This is a genomic window from Dysgonomonas sp. ZJ279, assembly GCF_011039205.1.
GTDB lineage: Bacteria > Bacteroidota > Bacteroidia > Bacteroidales > Dysgonomonadaceae > Dysgonomonas.
The window spans coordinates 243,926-256,779 of record NZ_JAAKEL010000002.1 but is presented as its reverse complement, the minus strand read 5'-3'; the positions used below and the strand labels follow the sequence as shown (position 1 = coordinate 256,779).

Below are 12,854 nucleotides of genomic sequence, written 5' to 3'. Positions count from 1 at the left end.
TTAATTGAAAGTCAGTTTGAATACACTTTGAAATTTATAGTTGGAGGGACACTATTTCTAGCAGTTAGTTTATTATTAAAAAAAAAGTATAAATAATGAATATTGAAAAAGCTAATTCATTACAGAGATTTAAATCAATTTTTTTTGATCTAATTCTTCTTATTATTATAAGCGTACCACTCGTAGTAACGATATTGTTTTTTAGATTCGATGACAATCTCCTTTATCAAACCTTCATATTATCAGTACTATATACTTGTTTACTTAGCAAAGATCTAATTGGAGGTCAAAGTATAGGAAAGCGTATATGTAAATTACAGATTGTCAATGTAGATAATAGTTCAGCATCTTCTTTGAAATTAATTTTGAGAAATGTTCTTTTTCTAATATGGCCTATTGAGTTTATTATAATACTAATAAATCCAGAGAGAAGGTTTGGTGATTTATTATTTAACACTAAAGTTATTCCATGTAAGAAAAATAGTGGGGTAAAACAGAAAAATATATATTACACTTTTTTGGTCGTTTTAATAATAGTGTTTATACTGTTTTATTTTGTAATTAAAGTATTGTATGCATATAGTAATTTAATAAAACTTTTATATACATAAATTCCCACTTGATGTGTTACTACTTTTTAAAGCCGATTCAGAAATAATATTATAAAAACTAGATGTGAGAATGGTTCTTTGAAACATGTATTGGTCGATGGGGGGGGTATGTTGAAGGGCGTGTTCATTACTTCTTTCTGACGGATCATATGGGGAATAATCGTGTCGCGGCGAATGCCGGTGGTACAGAAGTCGCATTATTATCCGTTTGGAATGGCCTTTGCGGAGAGTACGGACCTGGAGAGGCAACCGTATAAGTATAACGGGAAGGAGCTGGATCGTATGCATCAGCTGAATATGTATGATTATCATGCAAGGCAGATGGAACCGGGTACTGGGAGGTTTATGAGTGTCGATCCGCTGGCGGAAAAGTATTATAATATATCGCCGTATGCTTATGTCAAAAATAATCCGCTGAAGTATATTGATCCGACGGGAATGTGGTCTATAACATCCACTGGATGGACAACGAGTAATCCCGATGATATAGAAGAGGCTATGAACAATCTAAAATCAAAAAACGATGGTGTCCCCTCTCAAAAACAGCAGGCAATAAGCAACTTAAGCAGTTTATCTGATATGGCAAGCTTTGGTGGATTTATGGATAAAGTTGGTGAATATGTGATGGATTTATTTGCTATTAAGACAGAAACAACTTATCCCAATGGAGAAGTACAAACAAATTATACAGCAAGAGACTATAAACCTCAATATGTTGGGTTGAACATATCGTTCTCATGGTATCTTGGTGGTGGTTCAGGTTTTGACCACAATCTTGGATATATAAGAGATGATGGTTTTTTTCATAGCGTTGCTGTAAACAATGGTTTGGGAGTTGATTTCTCTGGAACAGCAAGTTTGCAGTTTGGATATTATAGTGGGGCAGGTAAAGCGACTATTGAATCACTTGAAGGGCATTCCATTAATCAAAGCTATGGATTGGGAACTATTAGTATAGGTACATCTCATGATATTACTCACGGTTATGTTGGTAAGAAATGGAATATGGGATCTATTGGATATAGTTATGGTTCTAAGACTTTTACAGGCTTCCACTACAATCATGGATATACTTTCTCTCCTACATATATAAATAAGTTTAATAAATAATGAAATATATAGTAATAATATTCTGCATTTTTCTATATGCTTGTTCTTCACTAAACGAATCAAAAGTAAAATCTTCGAATTATATTGGTGTTATTACAAATATATATAAAGACACCCAAAATCATAATACTATTTGTTTTGATGTCAGAGTCAAAGATGGAATAATTACAATTCCAGCTGAATTTTATCCTAAATCGTGGGAATTTGCTATAAGAGGAGATTCTATTATAAAAAAACAGGATGAACTTTTCTTCACTATTAAAAAAAGTGATGGTAGAAAATTGGACTTTTATTTTCAATAAATTGACCAGTAATATGACCCAATATCTGAATAAAGAGATATCCAATATAATTCTCTAAATTTACCAAAACTCATGGATATAAAGAGTCCTGTGGGTGAGGCTCGTAATGAATATACATACTCGGCAAGTGGAGCGAAGTTGAAAGTGGTACAGAAATGGAACCCGAACTACTCTACGAATCCGATTGTCGGTTCGGCTGTAACGGTTAGTACGCTGACCAGTACTAAGACTACTGACTATGCTGGTAACAAGGTATACGAGAATGGTTCTTTGAAACGTGTGTTGGTCGATGGAGGCTATGTTGAAGGGGGTGTTTATTACTTCTTTTTGACGGATCATCTGGGGAATAATCGTGTGGTGGCGAAGGCGGATGGTATGGTGGTACAGAAGTCGCATTATTATCCGTTCGGAATGGCGTTTGCGGAGAGTACGGATCTCGAAAAGCAGCCGTATAAGTATAATGGGAAGGAACTGGAACAGGAACATCAGCTCAATATGTATGATTATCATGCCAGGCAGATGGAACCGGGTACGGGGAGGTTTATGAGTGTGGATCCGCTGGCGGAACTACATTATGATTATAGTCCGTATGCGTATGTATTAAACAATCCGCTCAAGTATATTGATCCGACTGGAATGGATACTTCTTATGTAAATCCTCAAGGTGAAACTATTGTTGCTATTCCTGGAGGAGAGAATGTAACAATGCCGGTAGCGAATGATGTTGTTGTAGAATCGTCTAATTCAGGGACGTCATATTGGGGGATAGGTTCCACTTTTTTTGGTATACTCGGAGAGAGTGATGCATATACTCATAATAAAAGGTTCTCAAATGTTTTTAAATCTTATTATTCATCTACGAATTATCATGGATCAGCTCATATTGATAAATATGGTAAAATTTGGAGGAATGCAGAAAATTCAGGTTTGTTAAAAAAGTCACTAACGAATAAAATGCCATTCATAAATAGATATGGATCCAAATGGGGCAAAGCGGGAGGCATTTTGAACACGGTAGACGTTTCTTATTCTTTAGCAAGTGCATATAGTTCAGTTAACGTAGGTAATCAACTATATCATATTAATGATGCTGCTCTTAAATCTCCTGCATTCATTCCAGGTGTTGGAGGCGTTGTTTATGGATTGTTATATGGTGATGTTATTAAACCTATTTGGCATACAGGAATTAACAATCATCAAGAAAATTTGGATAAAGGAATGCCTCCAACTATGATCTTTTATATTGGAGGTTTACATCCTGGTGGTAATTTTGAAAGTTTATTTAAATGAAAAATATGAAACATTATTCCCCTTTTATTAAAAAGTATATAAAAGAAATCCAAAATGGAGAATATATAATTTATCCCGATGGAAATCAAATATATAAAAAGATTGGTATCTATTATGTTCTAATAACCGATTTATCTATTAGGAGTTTTTTATTTAATATTCTATCGTTTGTTGATGTCTTTATCTGGATTAAAGATAGTAACACCAATATTATTTTAAAAGAAAAGTACTTTAGAGGTTGGTGTTTACCTAATTATAAAAAAGTAAATGATTTTATAGAAAGATCTATTCAACAATTAGATTGAGTTATTTATCAATAGAATTTGATACAGAGATAACTTCAATTATAACAGAATGGGTTGAAGGGGGTGTTTATTACTTCTTCTTGACGGATCACTTGGGGAATAATTGTGTAGTGACGAAGGCGCATGGTACGGTGGTACAAAAGTCGCATTATTATCCGTTTGGAATGGTGGCTTCGATATTAAATTGTATGACGCACCACAACGTCCCTCTTCTGTTGGCAATTTTAAATGGAGTGCAGAAACAACTCTAATAAAAGTAAAGGATGTTGGTGGGAAACAATTAAATGCTCCTGTAATAACGTTACAATGGGGATTCTCCAGATTAGGGTCAACCATTAAAACTGACCCTGTTCGTGTAGTTGTCCCATCAGATTTTCATAAAAAAGCGATACAACAAACAAATAAATAAAAAAGTATGAAATACATTTTTATATTTTATTCTATACTATTATTCCAAGCGTGTTCTACAAAAAGTGAACATCAAGGATACATAATATTTATACATGCTGGAGAGCAGGATAGTCCTGTAAGTCCATATAGTATCATATGTAATGGAGATACTACACATTTGCAATATAAAAAAATGGAAAATGAATACCCTTTTTCTTATTTTATAAATACAGCTGGATATCATCCCGAAAATATTGACACCTTAGATTACAAAGATTTTGTAATGATGAAAAATATTCTAACTAGATACTCTTTGACAAAAGATGGAGTCAATACAGGGCAAAGAGGTTCTTTGCTTGTTTTAGTAGGTGATGGCTTAGAAGTTTTGAGATTTATAATGCCCAGTGGTGATTCAACATCTTTATATTTGGAAAAATTAATTTCATTGTCGAATGAGATTGGAAAGAAAAATATTGTTAGCAGACTTAATGAGTATAAAGCGATGCAAATACCTCAGAAATAACATTGAGAAAGGCTAAACATTAGGGGCGAAGTTAAAAGTGGTTCAGAAATGGAATCCGAACTACTCTACGAATCCGATTGTCAGTTCGGCTGTAACGGGGAGTATGCTGACTAGTACTAAGACTACTGACTATGCAAGTGAATGGTTCTTTGAAACGTGTATTGGTGGATAGGGATGCATAGAAGGTAATATCTATCTTTCTATTTAACTGATTATTTAGGGAGTAATCGAGTGATGGCTAATGCTGGCGGTACGATAGTGCAAAAGTCTCAAATTCATTTTTCAGATAATAAGAAAATTTATTTTATTATCAATGTAAAGAATCCGAATAGTTAAGCTAACATAACTATTCGGATTCTTTTATTTGTTCCTACTTATAAAAAAAACTAATACACCATTCTCGTTTTATCCACAGCTTCTTTCACATCCGATATCGGAATAAGAGTAAATCCCCACTTGTAATTTTCATCAGCATATATAGTAGCTTCGGGTATTGGCCTTGCCCCCCAACTATCATAACCGCCTACTCCTTGCTGTTTCCAATCGAGACATACTTCGACAAAGTTTCGGGGAGTAATATCTATAGCATGAGTTTGTTTAGGTAATCGATCCTTAGCATCAGCGTCATTTCTTTGTGCTATCTCTTGAGGTGAGAAATTGTTCCATTGATACGGTGCGTTCGATTCCTGAGCATCAAAATCTTCAACTGTATTTCTTAGCGTATTGAATCCGATCAGGTCATCAGCCTTAATTAAAAGGCCTTTTCCATTGCTTGTGGTTGCTGTCAGCCAGCGTGTATCTGTATGGTGACCGTTTTCTTGCGGGCGCACATACGGATAATACATATCTTCGGCTTTGGATTTATATATACCTACTAATGTTCCTTTGTTTCTATCAATATAATTTTCTTCCGGTCCTCTTCCGAAATACTGAATATTATCTAATTCTAATGGTAAACGAAAACGAACTCCTATACGGGGAACTTCTATCACTTCTTTTTTCTTTTTATCCATTTTGGCTTGAGGTGAGGCGGTAGCTAATAATTCAGCCTCTGATTTTGCAATTTTTTCCTCATCCTTTAGTAACGCTGTGAAATTTGCTTCTACTCTAACTATGCCCGAAGGATAAATCTTATAGTTTATAATATAGTGATTTCCGGCGGTAAGCAGATAATCTACATTTATATTCACATTATTACCATCTTGCCATGCTTTATAATCTACTACATTGAAGTTTTTGCTAGATTGTTTCCATACTTGCAGGCGTTTTGGAGCTCCGTTACCATAATCGTTATCGTTAGGCCCTCTCCAAAAGTTTGGTTGAATACCGAATTCTTCGTTAAAATATTCATAACCGTCTACTTTGTATGATATAACGAGTCCTTTCTTTGTGTCGAGCACAAAGTTTATTTTTGATGAAGAGATAGACACTATACCATCATTTTCAGAGATATTTAATTTAGGTCCATTTTGTGCAGTATATGCTTTCGCATCAACTTTTACAGGCAATTCAAATTGGTCGTAAGCTATAATATGACCAATAGGAACAAGTGGTTCTCGTTCTTTCGTTTTTACTTCAAAATTCACAAAATATTCGACTCCAGCTTCGGCTTTAAGATCTGCTACTGGGATTGTAACTACTTTCGACTTTTGTGGAGCCAGCTCCAGTGGTAGAATAGCCTCTTTCATACGAATACCATTTTTGAGTATCTGATACTTTATTTGATATTTAGAAAGATCCGTAAAGTAGAATCTATTTGTGATTTCAATTTTTCCTTTATCCAAGTCTATTGCCCTGAAGCCTATATTCTGATGATTATATTTTACTTCGGCTATGGCAGGATGAGGATTCTGATCGGGTCCGATAATACCATCTGCAACAAAATTGCCATCCGATGGCCTATCTACCCCGAAATCTCCTCCATATGCGAAGAAAGCTTTCCCATCTTTGTTTTTAGCTATTATGGCATGATCGATCCACTCCCAGATATATCCTCCTTGCAGATGTGGATATTTGTATATAGCATTCCATTGTCCGTTCAGATCGCCTGTCGAGTTACCCATTGCGTGTGCATATTCGGAAGGAACGATTGGTCTGTCTGCCCCTTCTTTGCCTATTTCTTCGAGCCATGCAGCCGAAGGATATTGAGGAACATACATATCTGAGTTCCAATCCCATAAAGCACGCTCGTAACATACAGGGCGGTTCATCAGATTTTTGTCAAGATCCTTAAGTAAGACATACGCATTGTAAAAGTTATAACCGTTTCCGGCTTCGTTCCCCAGCGACCAGATAGTAACACTTGGAAAATTTTTATTCCTCTCGAACATATTTTTAATACGATACAAATGGTTCTCCAGCCAATCGGGATTTTGTCCTAACGTTCCTTTCTTGTTGCCGTCGAGATGTCCTTCTGAGCCTTTGCGCATATCATCTTTATATATAGTATAATACATTCCGTGCGATTCGATATTTGCCTCGTCATATACGTATAAACCATATTCATCACACATTTCGTAAAATTTCCTGTCTTGGGGATAATGGGATAAACGAACCGAATTTACGTTATTTAATTTCATCAGTTCGAAATTTCTTCGCATTTCTTCGGGAGTCACATAGTGCCCTGTATGTTGACTTACTTCGTGGATATTAACTCCCTTGAGTTTAATTGGCTGACCATTTACATAGAATAGTCTTTGTTTTCTGTCATTTATAATATATTCGCTCTCTTTAATCTCTATACGGCGAAAACCGACATTGAATGGTACTACTTCCTGCACCTTTCCATCTTGCTCTATTGTCATCATCAATTTGTATAGATTTGGATGCTCTGAGGTCCATGTAGCTACATTATTCAGTACTGTTTCGAAGCTTACTGTCTTTATTTGATTTCCATCTATACTTAATGTGTTGGATGAGTTTGCGACAGATTTACCTGTTTGATCAAGAAGGCTGTAAGAAATCTTGGCCGTCGAAGGTGATGTATTTGTATTCTTAATATCGATCCCTAGTTTAAATATACCATCGTTATAACTATCGTCCAGTGTCGATACGATCTTAAAGTCATGTATAGATGTTTTGGGTTGTGACCAAAGATAAACATCCCGTTCTATTCCGCTTATACGGAAAAAATCCTGACACTCGAGGTAAGAGCCTGTGCTCCATCTGAATATTTTAACTACGAGTGTATTTTTCCCTTCTTTAATATATGGGTTTATTAAAAATTCAGCAGGATTTTTAGAGTCTTCACTATATCCTACTTCCTTTCCATTGATATATACGTAAACGCCCGATTTCGCACCAGCTAAATGGATATAAACATCTCTGCCCATCCATTCCGAAGGTATATCTATATCTCTTCGATATACTCCGACTTCATTGTTGTCTGGTAGGAGAGGAGGAGTTGGATTTCTTGGTTGGAATTCATAACCATGATTGATATAAATCGGCGTACCGAAACCTTGTACTTCCCAGTTACCGGGAACCTTGATGTCATTCCATGTAGATACATCAGTATTCGGATCTGTAATAGTATCCGGTAGTTTATTATGATTATCAGTATAATAGAATTTCCATGTGCCGTTCAATAATTGGTAATATTTACTCTTCTCATACTTACGGCTCAGAGCATCATCCCAATTGTCATACGTCATGAAGGAACTACGCGGAGCTTCTTTATTAACACTGAGAATTTTTAAATCTTTCCAATATGGGATACTTTCTTGCGCAGAAAGCGCAACTGTTATTGAGATGAGAAATGAAATTGCAAATAGTTTTTTCATTTTAGTATTCGATTTGGTTTGTATCATGCAGATTTAAGATTATTCAATCGATTCAACCATTTCTAGTAAAATCAGGTATTCCTACTCATGCAGAAATATGCCTTTTCAATAAGTTAGTATTATAATTATTCCCAACTATTTTACCAGATAAGGTTCTTATTTGTCATGGAGCTGTAAATCTAATTTAAATATATTTAATATCATTGTTTTTCCTCTATAATTTGCATCGCCATAACTAATTGTTGAGAATTGTAGTCTCTCTTTCAACTAAACATAGTGTACTATTAAACGAAAAAAAGGAAATTGCAGAATACGTATTCTGCAATTTCCTTTTATATAAATTATAAAGTATTCTTTATTTACTCTTTTATATCTTCCAATCCTTCTCCATAATAGAAGTCAGGATCAAAATCCTCATCTTCGTCATCCTCCCAATCGTCATCAGAATCATCTAAAGGAAGTCCCTCATCATCATCTTCAAACTCGACAGCTTTAATATCTAAGTTACGATGTGTTATGCTGAAGTCCTTACGGTATTCGCCATCTGCATTAAGCGCATTCCACAGCATATCTTTAAGTTCTGTAAGTCCTTGACCGATAATAGAAGAGATGAAAATGTGTGGAATCTCGGGTAAATCCTGAGCCATTGCTTCCATCAACTCTTCGTCGAGCATATCCGATTTCGATATTGCTAATATTCGACGTTTATCCAACAATTCAGGATTAAACTGTGCTAATTCATTTAGCAATATACGGTATTCCTTGTGGATGTCATCAGCATCAGCCGGAACTAAAAATAACAACAATGAATTACGTTCGATATGACGTAAAAAGCGTAGACCAAGTCCTTTTCCTTCACTTGCACCTTCTATAATACCCGGTATATCAGCCATTACAAAAGACTTGTAATCACGATAGCTTACAATCCCGATATTAGGCACGAGTGTAGTAAACGGATAATTTGCAATTTTAGGTTTTGCTGAAGTTACAACAGACAGTAGTGTCGATTTACCGGCATTAGGGAAACCAACCAAACCTACGTCGGCTAATACTTTGAGTTCGAAAATTACTCTTCGTTCCTGAAATGGCTCACCCGGTTGTGCATAACGAGGTGCTTGATTTGTAGGAGTTTTGAAGTGGTTGTTTCCAAGACCTCCACGGCCACCTTTCAACAAGATTACTTCTTGTCCATCTTCGGTTACATCACAAAGGTACTCACCGGTTTCGGCATCATAAGCAACTGTACCACATGGTACTTCGATCACTTTAGAGTCGCCACTTTTTCCCGAACTTGTTCGGCGGCTACCACTTTCGCCATGACCTGCTAAGATATGACGCTGATATTTAAGGTGTAATAATGTCCAGAAATTACGATTGCCTCGAAGGATTATATCACCTCCATCACCTCCGTCACCTCCATCGGGACCTCCTTTTGGAATATATTTTTCGCGGCGGAAATGAGTAGAACCTCTACCTCCTTTTCCCGAACGACAGTATATTTTGACGTAATCAATAAAATTTGATTCTCCCATTTTGAAGCTAATTATTTATGAAATTCTTATGCCGAAAAAAGGAAGTTATAAGAGAAATATTCCTTATAGCCTCCTCTGTTCTATACGTATTTCGTATTATTTTACTTTGTCTACAGCTTCTGAAATACGGGCGAAAATCTCTTCGACAGTTCCCATACCTTTAATTGAAGCCAATTTACCTGTTTTTGTATAATGATCTTTCAGTGGAGATGTTTGATTTTTGTAAACATCCAGACGAGACTTGATAGTCTCTAAGTTATCATCAGAACGTCCTGATAATTGTCCGCGTTTGATTAAACGATCGATCAATTCGGGTTCTTCAACTTCTAAGCTAACCACTACAGATATCTCTTGTCCTCTGTCTTTAAGCATTTGCTCTAATGCCTCTCCTTGAGGTAAAGTACGAGGAAAGCCATCGAAAATAACTCCTGCTGCATCTTTTTTGCTGTCCAAAACATTCGCTAGCATACCGATAACAACTTCGTCAGGAACCAATTGTCCTTTTGAAATATATCCTTCAGCTAATTTACCTAGTTCTGTTCCGTTCTTCATCTCTGCACGTAAAACGTCTCCCGTAGAGATATGTGCCAAATTGTACTTTTTAATCAGATTTTCGCTTTGAGTTCCTTTTCCTGAACCCGGAGCTCCAAAAATTATAATATTCAACATGATATATTTATTTTAGCTTTTAATTTTATAAATATTGGGATAGTTCCGTCCATATCCATCGCAATCCAATCCATATCCTACTATGAAATCACTCGGTATCTCTAATGCCACATAGTCGAGCTGTACCTTAGTTTTCAAGGCATCTGGCTTAAGAAGTAAAGTCACTACTTTTATTTCAGCAGGCTTTTGAGCGGTTAATTGCTCAAGCATACGCGACATTGTATATCCGGTGTCTACAATATCTTCCACAATGACCACAGTGCGACCTGTTATGTCTTCCTCAAGACCACATATTTCCTTTATTTTTCCGGTAGATTCAGTTCCGTCGTACGAAGACATTTTCACGAACGATACTTCCAATGGAATAGATACTCGCTTCATAAGCTCCGAAGCAAACATGAAAGAACCATTGAGCACACATATAAATAAAGGATTTTTATCCTTCAGATCGTCACTAATCTTCTGCGCAATGTTATCGATTGCTGTTTCTATTGTTTCCTGCGTTAAGAATAGTTCGAATTCTTTATCCTTAATCTTGACACTTTTCATGAGCGAGTTATCTTAATTTAGATTTCCAAACTGCAAAAGTAGTATAAATCACTCAATTGTCGGCTACAAAATCATTTTTTAATGAATGGATATAGCCATATTAGAAATGCTGCGACACGATATAAAAAAATAGCATCGGAAATCCCGATGCTATTTTTTATATAATTATACGAAATGCTTGTTATTTGATCTCGTTCAGCATATCTACTTTTCCTTCGTCAACCAATTTTAAAATTAGTTCTCCGAATAATGTATTTTGCCAAGCGAACCATTCGCGTGTAAATTTAGCAGGATCATTTTTGTGGAAAGATTCATGAATGAATCCGGTGTTATTGTCTGTTGCCAATATCATCTTCACACAATTTTGTATTTCTTTATCATCTTGGCTCGTGAATGCTTTCATCATAATACTCATTGGCCAGATCATATCATAACCGATATGTGGTCCGCCGATACCTTCGCCCGCTGTTCCTTTAAAGAAATAAGGGTTGCTGTCACTCCAAACAAAATTACGGGTATTTTGATAGATAGGATCATTTACATCTACATCACCCAAATAAGCAAGAGCTAATAAACTAGGTACATTTGCGTCATCCATCAATAATTGGTTACCAAAACCATCTACTTCGAAAGCATAGATTTTACCAAATTTAGGGTGATTGTGCACTGCATAAGTTTTCAATGCAGTTTCTACCTCAGCAGCTAGATCGGTACATTCTTTAGCAAGAACTGTATTTTTATTAACTTCTGTCAATATTTCAGCAGCTTTGCGTAACGATGTTACAGCAAAAAAGTTGGAAGGTACAAGGAATTGAAACGTAGTAGCATCATCCGAAGGACGGAAAGCCGAAACGATCAATCCAACAGGTTTAACAGGTGTTCCCAGTCCTTTATTCGGAAGAGTGTCGTATGCACTGGATGTCACACGCATAAACGAATATGGTCCTACACCATCTTTACGTTGTTGAGTTTTGAATGTTTCCAATACTTTAGTGATTGCTTGTATCCACTCTTCACCGAATACGCTCGAATCGCCTGTTGTTTTCCAATAGTGGTAAGCAAGGCGGATAGGATAGCACAAAGAATCGATTTCCCATTTACGCTCGTGAAGCTCAGGAATCATATCTGTCATATCAGACATCCATTCGCCACCTACAGGGCCATCATTGAATGCATTGGCATACGAGTCTATATTGATACACTTGAACTGGCGGTTGATAACGCCGGCAAGCATTTTTTTCAATTTTTCGTCTTTGTTGGCAAGCTGAACATAAGGCCATACCTGGGCACCCGAGTCACGTAGCCACATAGCATGTATATCTCCTGTATAAACGAATGTATCGTCTTTACCGTCCAATACACGGTAATGAACCGTAGTGTCTAATGTATTCGGAAAACAGTTTTCAAACATCCAAGCCAGTTTAGGATTAGTCAATAGTTTCTTAACACGAACTATTTCACTTTCTACCGCTTTCGACTCGAATAATCTTTTCGATAAATCAGGACGATTGGTTGTATAAGCTGATGTGGTAGATACTGTAGTGTTATCTTTTGCCATTACGTAGTCAGAAGCTTGTATATTTCCTCCTGCTAATAGTGCCACAGCCATAGCACACAAACCGATGTGTTTTGTGGCACGATTTTTTTTAGATTTCATAGATTAATTAATGTTGATTTTAGATGTTAAATTTAAAATTGAGCTAAATATACAACATTATCGTGAATTACAAAAAAAGGAGGGCGTGTCATAAGTAAAAATACACTGTAAAAGTGTTACACTCTTTTGCCATT

13 protein-coding genes are annotated in these 12,854 nt (G+C 36.1%); 8 read left to right on the top strand and 5 right to left on the bottom strand.

Features of this window, described 5'->3' with window-relative positions:
- Positions 1-95 precede the first annotated feature (95 nt).
- The 8 genes from G7Y57_RS18165 (at position 96) to G7Y57_RS17955 (ending at position 4,703) form a co-directional block, all read left to right on the top strand.
- Positions 96-611, top strand: coding sequence for an RDD family protein (locus G7Y57_RS18165; RefSeq protein ID WP_165021087.1), 516 nt, complete (start codon positions 96-98; stop codon positions 609-611).
- A gap of 174 nt (positions 612-785) precedes the next feature.
- On the top strand, positions 786-1,721 hold the full coding sequence (locus G7Y57_RS04945) for an RHS repeat-associated core domain-containing protein (RefSeq protein WP_255491342.1): 936 nt from the start codon (positions 786-788) through the stop codon (positions 1,719-1,721).
- Positions 1,721-2,023, top strand: coding sequence for a hypothetical protein (locus G7Y57_RS04940; RefSeq protein ID WP_165020886.1), 303 nt, complete (start codon positions 1,721-1,723; stop codon positions 2,021-2,023). Before G7Y57_RS04945 ends, G7Y57_RS04940 begins: the two co-directional genes overlap by 1 nt.
- Positions 2,024-2,095: 72 nt before the next feature.
- A complete protein-coding gene (locus tag G7Y57_RS04935) occupies positions 2,096-3,313 on the top strand; it encodes an RHS repeat domain-containing protein (RefSeq protein WP_255491341.1) in 1,218 nt (405 codons plus the stop codon).
- 5 nt (positions 3,314-3,318) lie between these two features.
- Positions 3,319-3,618, top strand: a complete 300-nt coding sequence (locus G7Y57_RS04930; RefSeq protein WP_221412108.1) for a hypothetical protein — start codon at positions 3,319-3,321, stop codon at positions 3,616-3,618.
- Between the two features lie 103 nt (positions 3,619-3,721).
- Complete coding sequence (locus tag G7Y57_RS04925; RefSeq protein ID WP_165021085.1) at positions 3,722-4,027, top strand: hypothetical protein; 306 nt, start codon at positions 3,722-3,724, stop codon at positions 4,025-4,027.
- Positions 4,028-4,033: 6 nt separating this feature from the next.
- Entirely contained in the window at positions 4,034-4,531 is a 498-nt protein-coding gene (locus tag G7Y57_RS04920; protein WP_165021084.1) for a hypothetical protein, read from the top strand.
- Between the two features lie 37 nt (positions 4,532-4,568).
- Positions 4,569-4,703, top strand: coding sequence for a hypothetical protein (locus G7Y57_RS17955; protein WP_255491340.1), 135 nt, complete (start codon positions 4,569-4,571; stop codon positions 4,701-4,703).
- 214 nt (positions 4,704-4,917) lie between these two features.
- Here the strand turns inward: G7Y57_RS17955 and G7Y57_RS04915 are convergent, their stop codons facing one another.
- The 5 genes from G7Y57_RS04915 to G7Y57_RS04895 form a co-directional block, all read right to left on the bottom strand.
- Positions 4,918-8,313 (bottom strand): glycoside hydrolase family 2 TIM barrel-domain containing protein, encoded by a 3,396-nt coding sequence (locus G7Y57_RS04915; protein WP_165021083.1) that lies wholly within the window; start codon positions 8,311-8,313, stop codon positions 4,918-4,920.
- A 359-nt stretch (positions 8,314-8,672) separates the two neighbouring features.
- Positions 8,673-9,845, bottom strand: coding sequence for a GTPase ObgE (obgE, locus tag G7Y57_RS04910; RefSeq protein ID WP_165021082.1), 1,173 nt, complete (start codon positions 9,843-9,845; stop codon positions 8,673-8,675).
- Positions 9,846-9,941: 96 nt separating this feature from the next.
- Positions 9,942-10,514, bottom strand: coding sequence for an adenylate kinase (locus G7Y57_RS04905; protein WP_165021081.1), 573 nt, complete (start codon positions 10,512-10,514; stop codon positions 9,942-9,944).
- 12 nt (positions 10,515-10,526) lie between these two features.
- Entirely contained in the window at positions 10,527-11,063 is a 537-nt protein-coding gene (hpt, locus tag G7Y57_RS04900) for a hypoxanthine phosphoribosyltransferase (RefSeq protein ID WP_165021080.1), read from the bottom strand.
- A 181-nt stretch (positions 11,064-11,244) separates the two neighbouring features.
- On the bottom strand, positions 11,245-12,720 hold the full coding sequence (locus tag G7Y57_RS04895) for a glycoside hydrolase family 125 protein (RefSeq protein WP_165021079.1): 1,476 nt from the start codon (positions 12,718-12,720) through the stop codon (positions 11,245-11,247).
- Positions 12,721-12,854 lie beyond the last annotated feature (134 nt).